This is a genomic window from Nostoc linckia z4, from assembly GCF_002608075.1.
GTDB classification, from domain to species: domain Bacteria; phylum Cyanobacteriota; class Cyanobacteriia; order Cyanobacteriales; family Nostocaceae; genus Nostoc; species Nostoc linckia.
In genome coordinates this window covers 16,130-35,612 of record NZ_LAHA01000012.1, presented here as the reverse complement: position 1 = coordinate 35,612, position 19,483 = coordinate 16,130, and the positions used below count along the sequence as shown (strand labels likewise).

Below are 19,483 nucleotides of genomic sequence, written 5' to 3'. Positions count from 1 at the left end.
GTGAGTAATCCCAAACCTTTGCAAACTGAAGGCTTTCTCGAACAACAGTTTAAAGGCTATACAGAGGAAATAACAGAGCCGTTATCCAAAAAAGTGACGGGAGTTAAGCTGCCACAAAGCATCCATAACGCGCTACACGCACTTCCACAAGAAGAGAGAGTGAAATATCTGCGGCGAATTATTTGCGAGGCGGTTGAGCGAGATTTGATGAGTAAGTAAATAGGCTCCGTCCTCAACGTGCGCTAACGCCCTAAGCATTAATCACCAAGCTCATCAATGACATCAATGACAAGGCAGTAGGACACAAAAAGGTAAGGCAAGCCTAATATCACAGCTAGCGCAGTTCTCGTCACCCCATCATTGACAATTCTTTCACCAGCGTCATTTGTCCAAGAAATTGTATTTTGGGGATTAAAGGTAAAACCAAGCCACTGGGCTAGGACGACAATTAGGAACAGTTCTGTTATGAAGTTGAAGTATTTCACTCTCATTAATCAATAAAAAGTAGTATCAACACAAGTATTTGCATTAGCAAAAGTGCGTTTTCCCTCAGTATTTGCATTAGTAGATTGAGGTCTTCTTTCATAGTTTGTAGCGATGATTTACATATCTCTAGTAATCCCTCAACCTCGACCCTACGCGTGAAGCCTTGCCCACGCTTTCAAACTCAACCACCCCACCAGTGCCGTTGTGGCCCAGCACGGTAGCATCCCCAACGTTGGGCGAACGGTGCAGTCTAGCAGTGGTTTTCTTCTTATCCTCAATCTTGGTTTTGCCTGTGGTGGTTTCCTCGTAGTAGGTTCCTGCGAGGTCTTCCATCAGCATTTCTTCGATTTCACCCAAAGGTGCGATCGCCACCTCTTCATTCCTAAAGCCTTCACGCAGCATCCAGTAATGTTCGGCTTTGAGGTTCGCAAACAAGCTATTTTCATCGGCCGCCTCTCCCCAGTGCGTACCATCGCCAGGGTAGTCGCCCTCTAGCAACTTGGATAAAGCGCCAGAGCCGACGCCAATGATATCCACGTTGATCCGTCCTGGCTTTTCGTCTATCACTTTTGCGCCAAGGGCTGCGGCTCTACCGACATCTAATCGATCGCCTTTGGTTGGCATGACAGCAACAGCATACAGCACCGGGCCGCGCCACGATGCAGTAGCGTGGTCGTCGCCACCGTCACCCACGTCTAACCCGTGCCGCCAGTGGTGGTGTTCTGCTATGAAATCCCATTTTTGCGGATCGGCATCGTAACGAGCGCGGGCTTGCAGGAACCAGCTGCGGGGGACGATAGACTGTTCGCTATCAACTGGGAATAATCCCTCAACGCGAGATTGCCAGAATGCTGATGATTCGCCTTTTTTGCGGACTTTTTCAATCCAGGCAATCGAGATAGCGCCGGGGATGACATCGCGCTGACACCAGTCCGGCCACGCTGACTGCGGCAAGACATCGCCTGTTACCGAGTCAACTATTGCAGCTGCGACATCTGGTTTTAAGCGATGAATGCCATCGGTGTGTTCTTCGTAAGCCCAAGAAACATTAATGTGGCTCCAGGCTGAAATACGATTGTGCCGACGAGCGCAGGCTTTTTCAAAAGGAGTGCCGCCGACTATGGGGTTGCCAATTCTTAAGCCTCGGTTATCGGAACCAGTTAGGCAGCTGGCAAAACCATCGTCGATTTCTTCAGTGATGCCGCACGCTTCATCTTGAATGAGTAGTAATTTTTCAGCGTGCTTACCCTGAAAGCTATTGCTGTCATAGTTTCGGGCAGTAAAGCCATAGGCGCGGGCAGACTCAGAAAACTTTAAAAATAACTCTCCCCTTTCCCCGCCAAGTTTTACCTTGTTTTTGTCATAGAGTTTGCGGACTTCCGACCACAGTATCTGCTTGACTTGGGATTCGGTAGGGGCTGTAGAAATGGCGAGTCCGCCAACAGCGAACACCCACCACAGCACAACACAAGCCGAGATAAAACTTTTTCCCACACCATGAGCAGCTTGGACGTTGGTTTCTGCTCTGTCCCTAACTGACTCCAAAATCTTGATTTGCTCACCTGTCACGGTTGGGACGGCTAGCACCTCACGCACAAATTCAACTGGCTTGGTGGCGTAGTCAGCAAAAGGAACCGCGTCATCTTCGCCTTGGACTAGTCCAAGCGCTGCTGCACACTCTTCGGCAAACTCCCTCCGGCGCTTATCGGCTACGCTTTCTTTTGGCATTGGTCATTCAAGGCGCGGATAAAATCTTGGGGGGAGATGCCCAATGCCATTGCCATATCAGCCAAATCCGCCGCTGTCTTGGGTACCAGCTTGTTACGCAATTCAATCAGGCGGCATAAGCCAGTTGCAATCCCACCGATACCACGAGTATCTTCGCCTCCTCCCGCCAAAATACACGAGAGTGAAGCGATCGCGCAGTCAATGATTTCTACTTCATCAATTTCTCGCAGGTCGCGGCGATTCGACGGCGGGGAATAGGGAATAGGGGTAGAGGCGCGAACAGCATTTTTCGGCTGCTGACCATTTTGTGCTTGGCGCAAAGCTGCCCAACCTTCATCACTGGCACGCTTTTCAACTGCACGCTTAGAGATGCCAAACCTCATGGCGATCGCCGCTAGCGACTCCGTGCCAGTCGTGTAATCTTTTTTTGCTTTATCCCAAGTCTTAGAATCGATCACCGCAGATCCGCATTTTGTACCGCACCGTATTTTTCTAAAGTTCCCTACTGGTGGGCTATGCGAGTAAAATACGGCACTGGTTTTTAACGCAAAAATCAAGTGTTCAATGCGGGGTGCGCGTCATTCATTACAAAAGTTTTTCTGACCTCTCTTAGAGCCTGCCGATGTCCGTCTATTGCCTCTTGCTTGGTCGAATATTTCCACGAATGCCCATCCAGCAATCCCCCTGAGATAGCTGTCTCGTAGAGTTTAGGTTTTCGATCGCTGGTCGGATGCGAATTTAGTCCCACAAAAGCAGTCGATATTTCAATTTCTCCGATCTGAGTAAAATCAACCATCCTCAGGATGCCAGCATCTTCAAGCCAGCAACCCCACTGTTCTACTGTTGCCGATACGGGATTTCCACCCTCGTCCAAAATGTAGTACATATTCATCGTTTTTGATTGCGGTACAAACATTCTAGATCTCAAGCACAAGCTCTTTCCTCAACTCGCCGCTGATGATCTCGTCAAAGTTTTCACAAACCGCCAGTAGATTAAGCGATCGCTCGCTTGCTGGTATCGTTTTCAAATCTTCCTGAAATTTCCTCACTTCCTGCAACAGACGCAGTGCATACGAAATATCGTTATCTAGAGCTGGAAAATCTTCTGACAATCTCACGAGGCACTCGTTACTTATACGCATTTTTATTTAAAGCTGTATTTAATATTACTTTGAAATGAAGGATTGTATCTTTATAACAACCTCGAACGCATTACAAGAAGCGCAAAAATACAATATCACCTGTTTTTGTATTACGTAAAATTACGTAATCTTTCTCAAAATCAACCAATGACGACTTGACAGTGTTGCGCCAACCCTCGAAAATGCTATTTCGATGGTCTTCGGGGGTCTTCGGGGGTGAACAAGAAGGAAGCCGCTGAGTTTTTAGGTATCTCGACGCGCACGGTCGAGAGTTACGTAAAGGCAGGTAAGATAAGTGTTGCTTATGTACCAATTAAGAACGGCAAACAGGCCGTTTACAACGAAGAGGAGTTGAGGGCGTTTAAGGAAGATTCACAAACGCCCGTGCATCGGTCTTTTGTTGCCCCGAACAATTCCGAAATTGCTCCGTCGGAGGTCTTCTCCTTCGGAGACGCTAACGCGAACGGGGGTCTAGCAACACTACCACCGACAAGGGTGCTGGAGCTATTGGAAGCTATTGTTTCTACTCAGGAAGTTATTGCTTCTAGTCAGAAATTGGCGCTGCTGTGGAATAAGTTGGTGTGGAATTTAGAGGAAGCAGCAGCAGCTACTGGCTACTCGCGGTACAGATTGCGGCAGGCGATCGCTACAGGAAATCTGCGGGCGCAGAAGGTGGGCAGAGGGTGGAAGGTTCGCCCCCAGGATTTACGAGAGTACACGAAGTGTTTGTTTGGAGACAAGGAGTACGTCTAAAGCCCCAAATACTTGCTACTGGAGTCCTCTGGATTACTTTCTAAATACACATTTGTCACGCTAATGTTGCTATGTCCCAAAGTATCCCGCACCAAATGAATGGGCGCTCCTTTTGTCAAGGAATGTTGTGCGTGCGCGTGCCGCAGCCAATGGCAGCTGATTTTAGGGTCGAGATTGGCTGATGCCGCAGCTTCTTTAATAATCAAATGCACCATCGTGCGGTCTAGAGCCTTGCCCCTGACTGACAAGAACACTGGCCTATCGTCTGAAGAATTATCTCTTAGTGCCTCCACCTCCATCCAAACCGATAGCGGCACTAAGACCACCCGCTGCTTATCGCCTTTACCCACAATTGAAACTTGCACTTCTCCAGAATCGCGCTCTGTGAAGTCCTGCCACTTCAAATTACAGACTTCGCTGACCCGCATTCCGGTGGCGTAAAGCAGCTTGAGCAGGGCGCGATCGCGTGCCGATAATTCTGGGTGATTGATTAATTTGAGTACCTCAATTTGCTTGAGTATTCTGCCAGATAACAGACGATTGCCCTTCGGGATGCGAAGCGCGGCGGCAACATTGAAGCGGGTGTAGTTGAGCTTGGTGGCGAAGGTAAACAGCGATTTAATGGCGTTGAGCTTGCGGCGGATGGTCGCTGGCTTTAAATCTTGTTCGTCAAGAGAAGTACTGTAAGCCTGCAATTCCTCCAAAGAGACTTGCTGTAAGGATTTGGCTACAAACCCAAAAAAATTATCCACATCCCGCCGATAAGCTTCTTGGGTGGAGTCCGGGCGGTTGTGCAACCACATTTCGACGAGAGTTTGATCGGGATTTAGAGGAGTGAGTTTTCCCAAAGGATTGTAAAACTGAGGCTACTCCTTTGAGATTTCCCGGACGTGAAACCCTTGATTTTGCGCCCATTCAACATAAGTGCAGTTATGTTGAATGGGCAAATAATTAAAAGTGGGGCTATAATTTGCAGCTATAATACGCGGCGACAAGTTCCTCTGACCGCTATCGCTAGCAAAATCCAACACTCATAGGTTGAACGCCGCTTACCAGAGTGGCGTTTTGTTTTTGAGGGAACCCTAGCGAAGTAGTGCAGCCCTCGCCATCATGACTTCCCCTCCAACCCCAAAAAATTCTCGCCTTGGCAAGGGCTATTCCTACCTCTTTGCCGCTGTGTTGACCGGGCTGCTTGTAGGCCAATCTCTAAATATTTCCTTGAAATTTAATAATTCTGGTTTCGAGAAATTTGACATCGCCACCCGCGAACTAAATGGCGCAATTTTTTACCCTTGTGTAGCACTAATTGCCGCAATCCTGGGGCTTCCCACAGACGCGATCGCCTTGGCTTTGGGACATTTTTTGAGCAGCGAAAAGTTGGAGCAAAGGCTCCTCCAATCCAAACTTTTCAAAGATAAGGAGCGCGAGTAATGTGGGGATGTGGCTCCAAAGATTACAGCGATGGATTGCAGAATTATTCCGTCCAAAGAAAAAGCGTCGCCGCGCTTCCCCGCGAGTTCTCATGCGATGGGATAGAAACTTCACTGTTGTCCTGCGCCTTGAGCGTAGCACTCCAGGCGGAATTGCCACCTACAGAATCACCTCACGCTACGCCGACGAATGCGACTTCCTCATCACACTTGATTATCTCCCAGAGTTATTTTCAGAACTGGTTGGGGAATTCGATGGAACCGTTGTCAGGTTGGGACATTTTGATTATCCGTCTAATCCTGCTACGCACCGCTTTGCGATTTTCCGGCTTGGGCATGATGGCAGCAATCGTCCTGTTGGTATCTGGGATGTGGATTTACAGGGATTTTGCCAAAACTTCTCGCTTAGAGATCTCGCGCCAAAGCGTGCTGTCCGGGGCGTGGCACTACGAAGTCTTCAAGTAGTCCATTCCGCGAAAACGCCAGACATGGCTTGGCAGTCGCAAATGAATCGGATGGACTGGCTAGGATCTCTAGAAGAGAGGATTCGAGGCGAACTGTCAAACTCCAATCACAATCTAAAGGCTTGCGTAATTCTCAGTACTCAGCAATCGGGAAATCTAGCCTAGTTCCCCATACCCTGACTCCATGAAACTCCCCCACCTCCTTCTCGCCGTTGCCGTTGCTAAGCAGCAAGCTGACCGTAAAGCCAATCATGTAAAAAAGCCATCCCATTAGGTAGCAGATATCCGGCTGATGATTCAAAACTTTCCAGTCCTTCAGATTCAGCAGCAATCTGCACAGCCTCAGACAAATCACAAATTTCCAAGCTCGATAATTCTTCTATGCCCTGCCACAACAGGGCATTTATTTTGGCTTCGCAGGTGTGCAATATTCTGGCTGCTTGGCGTGGGTGTTTACCTTGAAGGTAAACGAGATCGATTGCCGGGTTCTTCAGGGATGCGATCGCCCTTCTCAGCTTCCCTAATATCTCGTCAGTTCTGTCTTGGGGCGAATCTTGCCCGACTAGAGTATCACCCAAAGTCAGATCGTCTGTGTCATCCAATCTGGAATCGAGACTCCAGATGTACTTTTGATTGTGTGAAGCTCCCAGAGCTTCGTCGATTTGCGACTTACTAACACCCAAGAAAAGGGCCACTTCAGCATCGCTAGGACGATGACCTAATTGAGCGGACAAATGCGATCGCGTCTTTTTGATCTTGCCACTCATCTCATGCAGCCCCCTAGAAATGCGAATGGGGGAAGCTTTGTCGCGGAGGAAGTGCAAAATCTCGCCTTTGATGTAGGGCAGGGCAAATGAAGTGAAGTATTTTTGCTCTGGATTGTAACGCTCCACTGCCTTGATTAGTCCCAGCGTCGCCAGCCCCAGTAAGTCTTTGTAGCTTTCGGTGCAGTTATCCACCATGTTGTGAGCGACTTTTCTGGCTAGCCCAATATTCAGTTCGACTAAATGGTTCCGCAGCGTGAGGCTGCGTGTTTGATTATACAGCGTAAATATCTCTTTCATTGCCTATCTCCCAGCCGATAAAACTTTTGTGGCGCAATGATTAAGACAATACAAAGAGTAACAATACTGACAACACAATATCTTTAAATTCTCTTTTGTTAGAGAAAATACTGGTGGCGCTCATCCATCAATCGCATCAATCGAAGGAAATGTATCCCCTGAAGTCGAGGCTTCCTATCCAGATTGGATCTTGCAGGAATTCAATGAGGCGATCGCCATGAGCCTCCAGTAATCTAGGGGATCTCCTAGATGTTCCGTTAAGTTCAAATATTCTCTCTTCTCCCTCTTCAGAGATGGCGATAAGTCTGCTAAAGCCACGCTTTATTAATTGATCGCGTGTGGAGATGCCCTGCAATCGCTCAAATTCCCACCTAAGCTTGTACTCAGGCGCGATGAGCGGCGTGAGAAGGGAATAGCCTTGGGAGCGAAAAAGCTGAAGTCTCTGGCGAAGTTCAGTGCGATTCATGATTTGTGGATAAATGTATGAATTGTTTATCTGGCGGAATCCGCCAGATAGGAATCAGTAATCACTCATCAGTTTTGTTGACCTGTTTTTTACGTAGCTGCCTATTAACTAAGCGTTTGTTACTGCCTTCAGCGTGGACTGCAAACCCCTTTTCCCAAAAAACACGATGCAATTCCGATGGATTCCATCCTTCTGCTTTGGCTAGTTCCAGTGCATCTTCAAGCAAACTTTCAGGCACTGAAAAGTCTATTTTTATCATCTTCGGCGCATTTGTCTTTGGCATCTCTTCCACTTCATAAACTTCTGCCGTCTCCATCATTTTGCCTCTTCGCAACGTCTTAGTTACCCCTTAGTCGCGGCTTTTTTGTTTTAGCCCCATCTAAGGGGTAACTAAGAGGTATTATAAAGTGAAAGACCAACATAAAAGCGATCGCCCTTTAGCCAGACGCGATCGCTTCCCACCCGAAGGCAGTTCCCCCAATTAGCTGGAGGCAAATTAATGATTGCACAAATTCAAGATGTTGAAACGCCCCTATGCCGTCGTACCAAGCCTAGAGGCATCTACGGTGCAGTCCCTCTCCCTTTGATGCACCCAAGGGAATTTTTGAGTCAATTTCCCCTTACTTATAACGAGTTAGCGAATTGGTTAGGGGTAACTGTCTATGCTGTGGATAACTGGATGGGGAACAGAGCGCAGCCATCCAGGCAAACACAAAGACAAATTGCCGACCTTGCAGCAAGATTACAAGAAAACAGTACATTCAGGAAACTTGTATTAGCTACAGAAGTCGACGAATAAATAAGCATTAGCTGTAAGTAATACAGATTTGACTGTTGCCCGCTATATGCGGGTTTTTTTAATATTAATTCGTGAGCTTTTCGTGAGCTAATTGTGAACCAAGACCATGACCCAATCGTGGACTTATCGCTGTTGGCAAGACATTTATCTTTATGAATGGTCGGATAAAAAATTAGACGACGTACTGCCACCAGAAGTAGATCATCTGACCAGAAAAGCTGCTTGCGAACGTTTTTACGGTAAGTCGTTAAGCACTTTAAAAAGGGATTTATCTTGTCTTGTGGTAATGGGAATTAAGCCAAAAGGCTTTACTTTCGAGCCGCAGGACGAGGGTTTTAATCGAACTACTTTGGAAGTTTTATTTGAGTTCAGGAAACTCGTAAAACGCTACCAATACGAATCAGCTGTAGAGAAAATTTGCAGACGAATGGAGGAGATTTATGAGCTACAAAAATGCCAGAAATAAAGCAGCAGGGACTAAGCAGCCTGAAACGCACTCTGAAGAGATAGGGCAAGAAACAGGACAGAATGCTGTTAGAGGGTTTGAGGGTATCAATTCAGCGATCGCTGACCAGATTGTAGACCTCTCAGGCGCTCAAATTGTGCAAGAAGTTATCGGACGGTTATCCACTGGTGATTTTGGTAGGCTTGCTCCTGCAATGCTCAAATCATTTGAAACTGGAGCATTGCACACGCTGGGGGAGGAAGTGAAGGCATTGAGGGAATGGCACGAGCGACCGGTCAAAGCCCTGCCGCCCGCCGACAAATAGAATGGTTAATCTTATTGGCTTATATGAATAGAATTCGCAAGTTTCTCGATATTGCAGCGTTTCTCGCAGTTGTTTTAGGTGTGCTTGGTTTGGGAGTTTCTGCCTATCTAATTAGCAGTTATTTAGTGGTTCAAAACGATGGCAGCAGACAAACAATTCAGCCTGTTCGACCTGTTGGGATTGTCGGGGATGGTTCTGGCGATCGCTCTACTTTGGGCAGACAACAGTAGGCTCAAACAGCAGTTGGCGGATCGAGAATCAGAAAATGAAGCATTAACAGCCCAGCTAAAACTGCAAAAAGCAGAATCCGAGGGCTTGATCAAAGGCGTTTTACTCAGGAGGTGAAACATGGCTAAAAAGTCGGTAGAAGGAGCTTTTTCGTCAGTGACTGACAGCATTCGCAACCCCCAAAATACTACTGACAAAAGCACTGACGCGGCTAGCATCCCAATCGCGCCAAGCGTAGGCGGGCTGATTAAATCATTTAATTCAGCCCCCGAAATGCAGGGGTTATTGAACGAATATTTCGGCATTGGGGATTTCCTGACAGCATTGCCAGGTATGACTCCTAACGAAATTGCCGCAATGGCTGACAAGCTCGATCAACTAAATTTTCTGCTGGATAATTTGCCAGCGATCGAGCAGAACATCATCAACTACGTTCAAGGCGTCGTCAAGTATCACGAATTTGTGGAGCGCTGCGTTAAAGAAGGCGTAGCGGGTATGAACAAAATCGACCAGTCGGTTTTGGATATCTTCTTGTCCCATAAAGGCTTGTTGGGGGAACGCCAAAAGCGTGAAGCACATAGCAAAAACGAGGTTCAGCTAATTGACAATGGCGTTAGCAATTATGTCGAACTGCAAGACCACAAGCTCCAGGCAGCTTTAAAGCGAAATGCTAAAAAACTCCAGGCTGATAAGGAGAAGGAGACAGCGAAAGCGGAAACAGAACCACAGACCAAAAAGCCTGTGGAGATGGTTGCGGTATTAGACACGCGGGCTAGACTACGGCGTCTGATGCAATACGGGACAACCAACCCCAAAGCTTTTACCCCCATGAAGTCTGCTGCTGTTCCAGAGGAGCTAGGTAAAAGTAGAAACGCTACCAATTCAGTGTTTGAATTTCTAGCAGGAAAGTAGTTTATGGCAAGAGTATCGAAGCGCCTCCAGATGATGAGGGTTGTCCACTTTGGCAGCGCTTACGGGTTTTGGTTTGCGCTCGGCGTTAGCGCTTGCCACTTCTCCCGCCTGCTCGTGGGCGGGTGGATTATTTATTTTGCTCTCAAGCTTTCGATCGCTGGCTGGTTGTTACTGATTCCGCCCGAAGACCCGACGCAGGAAACGTTAATGCTCAGGAGGTTGAGCGGCTTAGCAATGGCGCTTAGCGTCATTGCCTTTTGGGACATACTTGTAACGGCGCTAAGTAATCCTATTACGTTGGGTTATTGGATTTTGCCTACTTGGCAAGTCGGGTTTTTGGGCTTGGGAGTCTTGGTCGCAATGTTGTTGTTCTTGGCATTTCTCAAATGAGCTTCCAGAAGATTTATGCTCCCGCCAGTACTACGTTATTCCTGTGCGGGGTAATTGCTGGTATAGGTAGCTTGTCTGGCTATTTCAATGCCAGACAGCAATACTGCGATGCGATTACTAAGCCATGCACGCAAGTTACCGTTCCTGCTGATGCTCGGCTGCCACAGACGGCGCAGGATACTACTGTTCTGCCAGGGAGCGGCAAGATGCGCCTGTCTTTGGGGTTGGTGGCATTGGCTCTTTTAGCTGGTGGCTACGTTTTGTCGGGGTTGGAAGTGGATGAATTAAAGCTCAAAGCCAAGCAAGAACAGATCGACGAAGACCTCGAAGAAAAGCGGCAGCAAATTTTAGCTGGAGAGGAAGAGAAGAAACTGGTTTTCGCTTCAGATATCCGCTACAAGGATTTTGAAGAAGAACTGCTTGATGGCTACGCTCAAATGCTGCTGGAGAAAAACCCCGAACTGGCAGCCCAAATTTTAGCCTTGGAGGAAAAGCCACAGCAGTCCGTTATTGCAGCATCTGATTCCAGTTCCAGTCCCGTAGTTCAGGTAGAGCCATCCGACAAAACGCCACCAGAAGAACTTGCCAGTGGCGACACACTTTTACTCCAACCAGTAGAAACCAACGTCTTGCAGGAGCTTATAGACGCTGGTTCAAGAGCGATAGACGCTTTAATCGAAACCAGTCAAAGCTTGATTTTTTTGGGGACGCCGGGAGCGGGAAAGTCCGTTTCGATGGGAGTCGTCATCGGGCGCAAGAAAAAGCGGTTTGGCGACAAGCTCTGGCTTTTTGCGATCGCCATGAAGAACGATCACTTTGCTGGGGCTAAAGTCGGGCGACTCAATGCCGACTCTAATGATTGCTACGAAATTTTTCTGGAAGTAATTACAGAATTGCGGCAACGGGCAGCAATGCCCAAGTCCGAAAGAGAAGAATACTGTGAAGCGAATCCAGTAATTTTGATTTTGGATGATTTCATGTCTCAGCAGAAGTTACTAAGTTCATCGCTGAGCAAAAAAATTGTTCGCTATCCAGAGGAGTCTGGAGCATTCCAAAAAATCTCTTTGGGCGATGCCTTCAACGCAGGCATGGCAGAGATTGTGTTTAATGGGCGGGAGCTAAATGTTGCTGGCTATGTCGGTACGCAGTCATCGAATATTGACGACTTAAAATTTCTGTCGTCAAAAGGTGGGCGAACGGGCGTGATTTTGATGTATCAGGCTTTCCGTAACCTGAAAAAGAATCAAGGCAACTATGAAATCATCAGCCAGGCGATCGCTAATCACCACGTTATCGCTGACAGTAGGGAGCGAGAACGGATGCGGAAGGTGTTCGACCAAGCCAAAGCCTTATCGGTGCAAGAGCAGCGCCCAATGATTTTGTCCTCCAACGCCGATGCCGGGCAGTTTATTTTGGGTATCGTCCCAGATATGCGGGGTGAATATAACGAGTACGAGCGCCTGTTTAATGGTGCAGAAGATGAAATTGAGCCTTTTAGTTGGACAATACGCAAGGTTGGCGAATTTTACCCCGACACCACAGCAGAAACTTTGTTTAATCAGATTCGTGATTTGGCTAATGAGGGTGTTTCGCAGCGAGAAATTATCAGGCAGGTTTTGAAGTGTGGAGAAAACAAAAATCATCCCACGCGATCGTATTCGGTTCATGGAAAGACTTTGTTTCGTTGGTTGATAAATAACTTTGATAACGGTGAATTGTCAGCAATGTTTGAGGAAGGAAATAAGTAATGCTTACCGAACATCAAATTCTCAATGCTAGAGACTGGCTAAAGGATTGCAGTGGCTCCTATTTGGATATTCAAGAGCCAAGTGATGTTGACAATTTTACAGATGATGAAATAGTAAACGGCTTAATCAATGAGTTTGGATCTATTGAAGAGGCTATCAAAAACTTAGATTTAGATTATCCGAACTAGTCATGAATCGAGCAAGAACAACATTTGAGTATGCCGATAATTGGCGCTCAACATGTAAGCGAGGATTGCGGCTCATGCCATTTTGCACCTGCAATCCCTTCCACGGTAGGGCGGTCTACGTGCATCACGTAAAATACAGCCGCAGTCCTGTACGTCGTTTATTTGGAATTTTATTATTTCATGCACCTAAAAAATCAGTTTCAGGGTGCGAAATTATTGGCTATGATGCCTTCCCGGTGTGCGAGAACTGCCACCATAATGTTTACGGTAGAAGCGATCGCCCCAATAGTGTCCATTACACCAAAATCTGGAAACAATTAGGCGGATTAGATAATCACAACATTGCATCTGTAGCTTGGCGTTTAAGATTGAAATTTTGGTTTTGGGTAACAATTTTGCATTGCGGTAGGGCAATTTCTAAACTATTCCAAAGGAAAAGAAAAATACTATGAAATTACAGGAAGCATTAACGTCTCTGGCAATTAGTACTGTTTCATCGATAACGTGATAACACTTCAGCCGGAATAATAAACAATCTTGGCTGACGAATGAGGTCTTGTAGGGTGTAGCATTGCAGGCATTGAACCAACTCAGGAAAATAAATTTCATCACTTTGAGAATATTTTCCACAGGTGCAGCAAAATCGATGTTTGGCGGCGTTTGTGTTACTAAGGTCTTCCATATTCAATACCCTCTAGAAACCTTAATTGCTTTGACGTGACTTGATGAGCAAACATTCCGGGACGAAAGCGATCGCGCCAAACATCAGCAGGGCAAAAGTTTATACCAGCATTGATAGCGCATTGCTCGTCTTCCGGGCGATCGCCTACCATCCAAGAATTTTCTAGCGACAACTCCAAGTCGTGAGCAGCTTTTTGAAGCATCCCTGCGCCTGGCTTGCGAAATGATTGATAAAAAGGCTTGTTTGTGCTGGGGTCTAAATAAAGATGCCTTTCCGAGGCTGTGTAACTTTGATAAAAAACTCGATAAATCAGATTTCCGTCGAAGTCGGGGCAAAAGTAAATACAGTTGATTTTAGGAAATAATTGCAAGGTGAATTGCATTTCAGTAATGGTATCCTCTATTGATTTGCGAGGTTTACCCGTATCTGGATTGATTGCAGCACATCCACCTTGATTGCTAATACCAATAATTGTCCATCCCTGGTTATGGAAATGAGAAACCGCTTTATCTGCACCTTCCATCACCTTTACATCCTGGGGATGCTGTTTAAAGGTGTGCCCTGAAAGCGTCTCGGTAGCGGTTCCATCAATGTCTAGAAATAAGATTTTCACCATTTTAATTGCGACTCCACCGACTAAAGCTTCAACTCAAAAATTTTAATTCGCTGCGACTGGACTAGACCTCAAATACTCCAAAAATTCTTGCAGTTGTTTATCACTCAACTGTTGCCGTCCCCGTGCGTTAAACAACTCCTGTAATATTGCTCGCGCCTTGTCAGTTGAGATGGCTTTGCGCTTCATGACTGATTCAATCTCGGCATTTAGCAGAGTGCGATCTAGTGGGGGAGGCGTCAGAGGTGCAACTTCTACGGCTGCAATCGTAGGTTCTTGAGACTTCAGATATCCCAAAAACGAACTCAATTGATTGTTGGAAAGATTTGCTGTTGACTGCGCTTTGAAAGTTTTGTTCAAATAGGTAGCCTCTTGAGCAACTGTCCACTTCAGCCTATTGATTTGTTGATTAATCGATTTCATCAGAAAGTCCCTGCCAATCGGCTCAGGTTTGGCGGTTGGCTGCTCTATCCAACCGTTTTCAGTGATGAATTTGTTTGCTCATTGGTCGCCCTTGGAAGCCATGTATTTGGCAAACTCATTGCGCTTGGCTTTTTGATCGTCCAGATACGCACAGATGCCGAATTGTTCGGCAGCATCTTTAAAAGCCGATCTAAATGCCTTTATCGGTGGAGAACCAATAGTCTTGGCTTTACCTTGTTCGTTGAGTTCGGGAAATGTTTTGTCATCACCTATGCCAGTGCGAGTTACCCCACAGATGGTTAGCTCTAGCATGACTACCGTGTAGTCGCCGGCGATGTTAGTGGAATTGACCCTCGTGTGCCACTCACCAGGACACACAGCGTTTAGGCGTTGGGAATTTCCTGGTGAGGTACGTAAAACCAACGCCCGCCGCCAGGAAGCGTGCGCTCTTTATGTTCTTCGGGAAGAAACCGCTCGGACAGTTTTGGGAGAATATCTTCAAGTTGCATGGCTACAGTCATAGTTGAAAAGTTTGGGGAGGTTGATTACCTCCCCATTATTGTTTTAGCGATTTATCAAAACCGGACATCCTTCGCGTCTATCTTTTGCCTTGCTGCAATCTTCTTGGGCATTGACAGGGAGAGAGACAGCGATTAAAGCAATCGCTAATAAAACAGGTATATACTTCATGGTGTTCATTCTTTGATGAGGGTGGACGGGTGCGTTAGCGTTCGCGCAGCGTCTCGTAGAGAAGCTTTGTCGAAGACATCGCGCTATAGATGTCCAGTCCCAGAGCGATGCCTACGGCGGGCTGCGCCTACGCATTTCAAAATCTAATTAAGCTACGGCACAAATAATCTGAAACTCGCCGACAACATCATCGTTGTCCATCAGATAAAATTGATCGTCTATTTTCTGTTTGATGGTTGCTTGCCGTGTTTGGTCACCAACCTCATAAGAAACAAAGCTGTTTTTTTCGTAAGAATACAAAATCAGATCTTTCCGATCTTCTGCAACTATCCGATTGGCAAGACTGGGTTTTAGAAAATTCTCCACAGCTATCTGATGCTTGCACGTTGACCCCCTGTGGCGACAATCACCGCATTCACAACGCTGATTTGGATCGAGATGATCGGGGCGAACGATGTAACGGTTTCCGTTCTCCCCGTTCTGCACTACAAATTTATCGCCCTGTTGCTCGACTATTTGAATGGTGGCAGCGCGTTGTGTGCGATCCAATAGCCGCTTTTTTTGGAGTTTTGCGACTGCCACCAAACTTTGCATAATCGCTGTATCGTAATCGGCAAACACGACATCTTCAGTGAGATTGGTTTTGTAGCCGCCTTGAACAGCTGTAATTTTGACTCGCACTCCGTTGACGGTTCCTTGACATACACCGTCAGCAACTTTTTCAAATGCGATCGCTTCTTCGTCATGAAGTTGCTGTTTTTTGAGCAGCGCTTGGAGCGATTCGTACAAGTCAATAACTGCCTCTTGGGGAGTTGCAAAGGTATTGAAGCTCATTGTGTGAGTCCAGAATGCATCCCCCCATCCCATTCTGATTTCGCCCAAAAGACTGACGTCCTTGCTGACATCCCAAACAGTTGCCCAGTCCCCACCGATCTGAGCGCAACGAAGCAAGAAGTCGCCAATCAAGTGAGTGTCACCAACTACGGGCAAGTTAGTCGGTGTCTTGCTTTGCGCTTCATCGTGGAAGAGGTAGTCATCGGCTTGTTCTTCGATATACTGGTCGAGTTCTTGGGCTACTACGGCTTGCTCATCCATGACGATTCCATCAATTTGTTGTGGTTTGGTAGCTGCCACTTCGCCATAAGTCATCAACTCAATATTTCCTACAGAAAAATGCAGATCGTCACAACCATCGTTCACGACTACCATTCCTTGCTCGTTGTACCCCTTGATGGTTAAGAAATTTCCTACACCAGCCCAAGAAAATACATAGTCTGATTTAGCCGCCTCTTCTATAGTGAATGGGTTTTCTTTTGTTGGCTGTAGTTGTGGCGCTTGAGTGACATCTGCTACTTTCTGAGTTTGTGAATTTTGATGCTTGATAATCGCGCTAACCCAGTTATTTTTGTTGCGTTTGTCGCCTTCTGGGGCGATACTCATCCGAGACGCGATCGCTTTAATTTCCCCTAACTTGAGTTCAGTCAGTTGTTGTTCTGTGTAAATTGGGTGTGTCATAATTTTTTGTACCTGATGTTCGTCTAGGGTTCCAAAAGGCGATTTGCTTGCAGGTGAGATGGTGGGCGATCGCCTTTTTGGTTGCCATGAATCCATGTTAGTACCGCGTTAGTACAATAGTCAATAGCTGTTAGTACGAATTTTGCTTTATATATTAGCTTTCAAGGGTGGAAGTGCTATCTTTGTTAGTACGACATGCTGCGACATACTGCGACATACTACGACACAGAAATATGGCAGAAGAATCAAGACTGACAATCCGGATTAATCTAGACAAAAGGGAAGCCCTTAAAAAAAAGGCAGAAGAAGAGGGTAAAAACGTAACCGAGGTGTTGACGGAATTTATCGACCAATACCTTGGACTGAAGCAAGTTGCTAGCCCACTTGAGATGCGAGTTACCAGACTTGAAAAAATAGTTGAGGAAAAGCTGGGGGAATTAGCCGCCTGAGGGAAGAAAATGAATCTCTCAGGCAAATAAAAGAAAAAATAATTGATGCAGTTCTCAAAGAAAAACCCGCCGAGTATTAGGCGGGTTTTGCGTTTTATTGCAGCACTTGTACTAACAAAAGCATGACGATATACTAACGGTTAAGCGAATCGCGCTTCCCAATGCGAGTCGCACCCACCCAAGCCAGAGGGCAAAACACAGCGTACTGCTGCCCTGATATCAGTAGCCAATTGCTGGCACAACTGCCCTACAGGATGTCTTCAGCCGCTGTTTCCTCTGCCTTGGTGACCGAACCTTGAAAATTTATATGCCGTCTTTGCATTGTCATTAGCCGGACGACGCGGACGGAGGAGGACAGGGAATGAATTTTTCGATCAAAGCAAGCAGCAGATCACACTGACCGACTTGGGTTTTTGCTAAGACATTCAAAACCTGTGAGTGTCTAACTATGCTTTTCAAAAACTGCCTGTACCCGCTTCTTTGTTTAGTTTCACTTGTTGCCGCTAGCTGCGCTTCGGAGCCGACGCCAGTCGTTTTCAAGCCATCGCCAGCTGTAATCAAACTAAAAGCCGAGGCAACACCGACGCCGACGCAAGAGGCACAACCAGCAGAGTCGCCTGTGCCCAAAAAAGCCAAACCGGCATCCACTGAGCCACCCGAATTCGTCGCTTTCGATCCTGGTGTTTGTAAGACAGACGCTTACTTACCAGTTAACGGGGCTAGCATTGCCTTGTACACCACCTGCCAATACATCAAAACCGATTCAATCAAACCCGAATCGGTGTCTGTGGTCACCGCTGCCAATGGCAACAACGATCCATCTGTTTTGGAACTAGAAGCAGAATCGGGATTTGAAAGGGTGATGTGGAGAGATTACAGCCCTTCCAACAAGGACGTGTGCGTTGAGTACAAGGATAAATCAATTTCCTGCTACAAGTTCTTTGTAGAACCCAACTGATTATCTATCTGGCGGATTCCGCCAGATAGCAAATTCGCATTGTCCCATCCACGATCGCTTTGCAAATCCCGTAAAGCGACAAAACCCGCTGATTGCGGTAACGATCAACGATCGCCTTTCTTGCTTCCGAATACGGTATTTCGTGCAACAGGGCGATCGCGTCCACTGCCCAAAACCAATCCTCGCAGCAGGCCGTATCGGCGATAATTGCTTCCTCGTTCACAAGATCCAATATCGAGTCTGCTGGGGCATAAAAGATTTTCATGGGGGAAATTTAACCTCATGATGCTTACCGACTATAACCCCCAAGATGCCGAACGACTACAGCAAGCGAGACTTGCGCGTTTCAAGGCTTTCGTGTTGACCAGGCTAGTCACCACAGTTGAAGCTGACCGCCTCATCCTCCAAGGCGCTGACCCCGAAATCGCCATCGCCCAGACTGACGCTCTACTAAATCAAGCTGCGATCGTTCTTGGCACATCCAAGCTCCAAATCTTCGACACCGAGAACAACTTAGTATTTGCCGCTGAACTAAAATCAGAACAAACACTATATAGCGAGGAAGCCATGACAGCGGCAACAGCAGCAAGATCGGTAGAATTTGAATTGGCCCAATCCGCGACGATACCAGTAACAGTGCCCTGGAATCGGATCGCTGCCATCACCGGCGAAACAGAAGACCAATTGCGATCGCGTCTCAAAGATTCAGGTACTCCTTTCTATTGGAGCGATGACGGCTGGGCGGTAGATGGCGAAATGGCGAGGGAACTGGTCATCCGCTTTCGCACCGAACAGGGACAAAAAGAAGCAGCGATGTTGCTGGAAAACCAAGGTGAAATCCAAGCCAACGGGCACGTTGCCCGCCCTAAATCCAAACCTACCAGTGCAGGCTCAGGAGCGTCAAAACCAGATTTTCAACCCTTAAAGAAGGGCATCACGCCGACTCTAGAAAAATATCTAGACTTCGTTAGCAGGGACGCTGCTCGGCAAATGGAAATCTTAAGCGACATCGCCCAAGAAAACGTCAAGGGCAGACGCCATCTGAGCAAGATTGTCAGTTCTTACTCGCCAGAAGCGGAAGAAAAACCGACGCGGGGAGAGTTTCAAGTGGCAGCTAAAAAATTAATGGCGAAGCGGGCGAAGCAGCAGAGTGAAGCCCAAGTAGAGGCAGAGTCAGAAGAAGATCCTAAAGAAGTTTAGTTCAAAATTAGCGCAGATTATTTTTACACCTTCTAAAAACCTTGCAATGAAAGTATTTTGGCATTTTGGTCTACTGCCTTACAAGCAGGATGTCATCAGTTCGAGTCTGGTACTGCCCATAAATAAAAAGCCGCCTTTTAGGGCGGCTTTTTGATTGGAAGTATACTGAATACCCTATAGCTAAAGAGATGGGGAGATGGGGAGATGGAGAGATAGGGAGATGGGGAGATGGGGAGATGGGGAGATGGGGGAAAAGGTTAAAGGGAAAAGGAATAAATTTAACTTTTCCCCTTTCCCCTTTCCCCTTCCCTATGCCCTCAATCAATAAATCGTATAGAAAAAGTCTGACTTTTTTTTGATACTATGAAAAGTCTGACTCATTAAA

32 protein-coding genes are annotated in these 19,483 nt (G+C 46.8%); 18 read left to right on the top strand and 14 right to left on the bottom strand.

Features of this window, described 5'->3' with window-relative positions:
* The gene (locus VF06_RS12535) at positions 1-219 is read left to right on the top strand and encodes a hypothetical protein (RefSeq protein ID WP_099068886.1); all 219 of its coding nucleotides are present in this window, start codon (positions 1-3) and stop codon (positions 217-219) included.
* A 38-nt stretch (positions 220-257) separates the two neighbouring features.
* On the opposite strand, the gene VF06_RS12530 is transcribed toward VF06_RS12535, so the two are convergent.
* The 5 genes from VF06_RS12530 to VF06_RS12510 form a co-directional block, all read right to left on the bottom strand.
* Positions 258-485, bottom strand: coding sequence for a hypothetical protein (locus VF06_RS12530; RefSeq protein ID WP_143863036.1), 228 nt, complete (start codon positions 483-485; stop codon positions 258-260).
* 127 nt (positions 486-612) lie between these two features.
* The gene (locus VF06_RS12525; protein WP_143861774.1) at positions 613-2,073 is read right to left on the bottom strand and encodes a hypothetical protein; all 1,461 of its coding nucleotides are present in this window, start codon (positions 2,071-2,073) and stop codon (positions 613-615) included.
* Positions 2,074-2,195: 122 nt separating this feature from the next.
* Entirely contained in the window at positions 2,196-2,672 is a 477-nt protein-coding gene (locus VF06_RS12520) for a hypothetical protein (protein WP_099068889.1), read from the bottom strand.
* Positions 2,673-2,767: 95 nt separating this feature from the next.
* Positions 2,768-3,130 carry a hypothetical protein gene (locus VF06_RS12515; RefSeq protein WP_099068890.1) on the bottom strand — a complete coding sequence of 121 codons (363 nt, stop codon included), beginning with the start codon at positions 3,128-3,130 and terminating at the stop codon, positions 2,768-2,770.
* A gap of 1 nt (position 3,131) precedes the next feature.
* A complete protein-coding gene (locus tag VF06_RS12510; RefSeq protein ID WP_143863034.1) occupies positions 3,132-3,326 on the bottom strand; it encodes a hypothetical protein in 195 nt (64 codons plus the stop codon).
* Positions 3,327-3,572: 246 nt separating this feature from the next.
* Here VF06_RS12510 and VF06_RS12505 point away from each other — a divergent pair, with 246 nt between their 5' ends.
* Positions 3,573-4,109, top strand: coding sequence for a helix-turn-helix domain-containing protein (locus tag VF06_RS12505; protein WP_099068892.1), 537 nt, complete (start codon positions 3,573-3,575; stop codon positions 4,107-4,109).
* On the opposite strand, the gene VF06_RS12500 is transcribed toward VF06_RS12505, so the two are convergent.
* A complete protein-coding gene (locus VF06_RS12500; protein ID WP_099068893.1) occupies positions 4,106-4,957 on the bottom strand; it encodes a tyrosine-type recombinase/integrase in 852 nt (283 codons plus the stop codon). The genes VF06_RS12505 and VF06_RS12500 overlap by 4 nt on opposite strands.
* 262 nt (positions 4,958-5,219) lie before the next feature.
* On the opposite strand from VF06_RS12500, the gene VF06_RS12495 reads away from it, so the two are divergent.
* Both VF06_RS12495 and VF06_RS12490 read left to right on the top strand, forming a co-directional pair.
* Positions 5,220-5,540, top strand: coding sequence for a hypothetical protein (locus tag VF06_RS12495; RefSeq protein ID WP_099068894.1), 321 nt, complete (start codon positions 5,220-5,222; stop codon positions 5,538-5,540).
* A 1-nt stretch (position 5,541) separates the two neighbouring features.
* Complete coding sequence (locus tag VF06_RS12490; protein WP_099068895.1) at positions 5,542-6,168, top strand: hypothetical protein; 627 nt, start codon at positions 5,542-5,544, stop codon at positions 6,166-6,168.
* Between the two features lie 56 nt (positions 6,169-6,224).
* Here VF06_RS12490 and VF06_RS12485 read toward each other — a convergent pair whose 3' ends face one another.
* Together VF06_RS12485 and VF06_RS12475 are read right to left on the bottom strand one after the other, a co-directional pair.
* Positions 6,225-7,067, bottom strand: coding sequence for a sigma-70 family RNA polymerase sigma factor (locus VF06_RS12485; protein ID WP_099068896.1), 843 nt, complete (start codon positions 7,065-7,067; stop codon positions 6,225-6,227).
* A 527-nt stretch (positions 7,068-7,594) separates the two neighbouring features.
* Complete coding sequence (locus tag VF06_RS12475; protein ID WP_244918123.1) at positions 7,595-7,852, bottom strand: hypothetical protein; 258 nt, start codon at positions 7,850-7,852, stop codon at positions 7,595-7,597.
* 180 nt (positions 7,853-8,032) lie between these two features.
* On the opposite strand from VF06_RS12475, the gene VF06_RS12470 reads away from it, so the two are divergent.
* The 9 genes from VF06_RS12470 to VF06_RS12430 all read left to right on the top strand — a co-directional run bounded on the left by VF06_RS12470 (position 8,033) and on the right by VF06_RS12430 (position 13,020).
* Complete coding sequence (locus tag VF06_RS12470) at positions 8,033-8,332, top strand: hypothetical protein (RefSeq protein WP_099068898.1); 300 nt, start codon at positions 8,033-8,035, stop codon at positions 8,330-8,332.
* A gap of 106 nt (positions 8,333-8,438) precedes the next feature.
* Complete coding sequence (locus tag VF06_RS12465) at positions 8,439-8,798, top strand: hypothetical protein (protein WP_099068899.1); 360 nt, start codon at positions 8,439-8,441, stop codon at positions 8,796-8,798.
* Positions 8,773-9,102, top strand: a complete 330-nt coding sequence (locus tag VF06_RS12460) for a hypothetical protein (protein WP_099068900.1) — start codon at positions 8,773-8,775, stop codon at positions 9,100-9,102. Before VF06_RS12465 ends, VF06_RS12460 begins: the two co-directional genes overlap by 26 nt.
* Entirely contained in the window at positions 9,057-9,332 is a 276-nt protein-coding gene (locus tag VF06_RS12455) for a hypothetical protein (protein ID WP_143861772.1), read from the top strand. The genes VF06_RS12460 and VF06_RS12455 overlap by 46 nt, the downstream gene beginning before the upstream one ends.
* A 118-nt stretch (positions 9,333-9,450) precedes the next feature.
* Positions 9,451-10,242 carry a hypothetical protein gene (locus tag VF06_RS12450; RefSeq protein ID WP_099068902.1) on the top strand — a complete coding sequence of 264 codons (792 nt, stop codon included), beginning with the start codon at positions 9,451-9,453 and terminating at the stop codon, positions 10,240-10,242.
* A 114-nt stretch (positions 10,243-10,356) separates the two neighbouring features.
* Positions 10,357-10,632 carry a hypothetical protein gene (locus VF06_RS12445; protein WP_218964534.1) on the top strand — a complete coding sequence of 92 codons (276 nt, stop codon included), beginning with the start codon at positions 10,357-10,359 and terminating at the stop codon, positions 10,630-10,632.
* Positions 10,629-12,380 (top strand): hypothetical protein, encoded by a 1,752-nt coding sequence (locus tag VF06_RS12440; protein WP_099068904.1) that lies wholly within the window; start codon positions 10,629-10,631, stop codon positions 12,378-12,380. The genes VF06_RS12445 and VF06_RS12440 overlap by 4 nt, the downstream gene beginning before the upstream one ends.
* Positions 12,380-12,568, top strand: coding sequence for a hypothetical protein (locus VF06_RS12435; protein ID WP_099068905.1), 189 nt, complete (start codon positions 12,380-12,382; stop codon positions 12,566-12,568). The genes VF06_RS12440 and VF06_RS12435 overlap by 1 nt, the downstream gene beginning before the upstream one ends.
* Before the next feature lie 2 nt (positions 12,569-12,570).
* Entirely contained in the window at positions 12,571-13,020 is a 450-nt protein-coding gene (locus VF06_RS12430; RefSeq protein ID WP_099068906.1) for a hypothetical protein, read from the top strand.
* A gap of 41 nt (positions 13,021-13,061) precedes the next feature.
* Here VF06_RS12430 and VF06_RS39120 read toward each other — a convergent pair whose 3' ends face one another.
* The 4 genes from VF06_RS39120 to VF06_RS12415 all read right to left on the bottom strand — a co-directional run bounded on the left by VF06_RS39120 (position 13,062) and on the right by VF06_RS12415 (position 14,709).
* On the bottom strand, positions 13,062-13,250 hold the full coding sequence (locus VF06_RS39120; RefSeq protein ID WP_143861769.1) for a hypothetical protein: 189 nt from the start codon (positions 13,248-13,250) through the stop codon (positions 13,062-13,064).
* Positions 13,237-13,866 (bottom strand): HAD hydrolase-like protein, encoded by a 630-nt coding sequence (locus VF06_RS12425; RefSeq protein ID WP_099068907.1) that lies wholly within the window; start codon positions 13,864-13,866, stop codon positions 13,237-13,239. Before VF06_RS12425 ends, VF06_RS39120 begins: the two co-directional genes overlap by 14 nt.
* A 42-nt stretch (positions 13,867-13,908) precedes the next feature.
* Positions 13,909-14,286, bottom strand: a complete 378-nt coding sequence (locus VF06_RS12420; protein ID WP_099068908.1) for a hypothetical protein — start codon at positions 14,284-14,286, stop codon at positions 13,909-13,911.
* A 78-nt stretch (positions 14,287-14,364) separates the two neighbouring features.
* On the bottom strand, positions 14,365-14,709 hold the full coding sequence (locus VF06_RS12415; protein WP_143861768.1) for a hypothetical protein: 345 nt from the start codon (positions 14,707-14,709) through the stop codon (positions 14,365-14,367).
* An 84-nt stretch (positions 14,710-14,793) separates the two neighbouring features.
* On the opposite strand from VF06_RS12415, the gene VF06_RS40645 reads away from it, so the two are divergent.
* Positions 14,794-14,943 carry a hypothetical protein gene (locus VF06_RS40645; protein WP_180267758.1) on the top strand — a complete coding sequence of 50 codons (150 nt, stop codon included), beginning with the start codon at positions 14,794-14,796 and terminating at the stop codon, positions 14,941-14,943.
* Positions 14,944-15,123: 180 nt separating this feature from the next.
* Here VF06_RS40645 and VF06_RS12410 read toward each other — a convergent pair whose 3' ends face one another.
* Positions 15,124-16,587 (bottom strand): hypothetical protein, encoded by a 1,464-nt coding sequence (locus VF06_RS12410; RefSeq protein WP_099068910.1) that lies wholly within the window; start codon positions 16,585-16,587, stop codon positions 15,124-15,126.
* A gap of 137 nt (positions 16,588-16,724) precedes the next feature.
* Between VF06_RS12410 and VF06_RS12405 the strand changes: the two genes are divergently transcribed.
* Both VF06_RS12405 and VF06_RS12400 read left to right on the top strand, forming a co-directional pair.
* Positions 16,725-16,940, top strand: coding sequence for a hypothetical protein (locus VF06_RS12405; RefSeq protein ID WP_099068911.1), 216 nt, complete (start codon positions 16,725-16,727; stop codon positions 16,938-16,940).
* A 448-nt stretch (positions 16,941-17,388) separates the two neighbouring features.
* On the top strand, positions 17,389-17,898 hold the full coding sequence (locus VF06_RS12400) for a hypothetical protein (protein WP_099068912.1): 510 nt from the start codon (positions 17,389-17,391) through the stop codon (positions 17,896-17,898).
* 4 nt (positions 17,899-17,902) lie between these two features.
* Here the strand turns inward: VF06_RS12400 and VF06_RS42010 are convergent, their stop codons facing one another.
* On the bottom strand, positions 17,903-18,163 hold the full coding sequence (locus VF06_RS42010; protein WP_099068913.1) for a hypothetical protein: 261 nt from the start codon (positions 18,161-18,163) through the stop codon (positions 17,903-17,905).
* Positions 18,164-18,180: 17 nt separating this feature from the next.
* Between VF06_RS42010 and VF06_RS12390 the strand changes: the two genes are divergently transcribed.
* Both VF06_RS12390 and VF06_RS42600 read left to right on the top strand, forming a co-directional pair.
* Positions 18,181-19,098 (top strand): hypothetical protein, encoded by a 918-nt coding sequence (locus tag VF06_RS12390; RefSeq protein WP_099068914.1) that lies wholly within the window; start codon positions 18,181-18,183, stop codon positions 19,096-19,098.
* Between the two features lie 196 nt (positions 19,099-19,294).
* Complete coding sequence (locus tag VF06_RS42600; RefSeq protein ID WP_257207527.1) at positions 19,295-19,426, top strand: hypothetical protein; 132 nt, start codon at positions 19,295-19,297, stop codon at positions 19,424-19,426.
* Positions 19,427-19,483: the final 57 nt, after the last annotated feature.